Origin of the sequence: Mesorhizobium sp. WSM4887, assembly GCF_029625865.1 — a bacterium.
GTDB lineage: Bacteria > Pseudomonadota > Alphaproteobacteria > Rhizobiales > Rhizobiaceae > Mesorhizobium.
This window is the reverse complement of the sequence record NZ_JARTVP010000041.1, coordinates 1-426: the sequence shown is the minus strand read 5'-3', so window position 1 is coordinate 426 and position 426 is coordinate 1. Positions and strand designations below refer to the sequence as shown.

Below are 426 nucleotides of genomic sequence, written 5' to 3'. Positions count from 1 at the left end.
ATCTCTATAGCAACGTCAAGGAGAAGCGCGAGGTGTTGCAGATGTGGTCAAATCACATCGAATGGCTGATCAAGCAGGCTGCGGATGACGCTCTGGCGGCGTAGCTGCTGGCATGGGCGGAAGATGCGGCGCAACAATCGTCAGAGCCTCATCGAATTGGAGATCATGCTTGACCAGCAAATGCGCGGCCAATGCTTCGATGGCTGACCAGTGATCGAGTACTAGCCGGGCCGTGCGATCTTCGATCCGCCTCCAACGGGGGCGGCGCGGCATCAGGAACCGCAACTCACCATAGATTCGCTTGGCATCCGCGTAGTCGCTGCTCCCCTCATTCCCATCGGACGCATTCATCGCCATATCGCGCGGGTCCAGATAGCCTTCGAATGCGGATTCTGCAAAAGGACCTGCCAGACACGCAACTATCTC

The 426-nt window shown here is 57.5% G+C and carries 1 protein-coding gene; it reads right to left on the bottom strand.

Annotated features, from left to right (window positions below; all coding sequences use genetic code 11):
- Positions 1-69 precede the first annotated feature (69 nt).
- The coding region (locus P9230_RS32240; protein WP_164747216.1) for a hypothetical protein at positions 70-426 on the bottom strand (357 nt) is incomplete at its 5' end.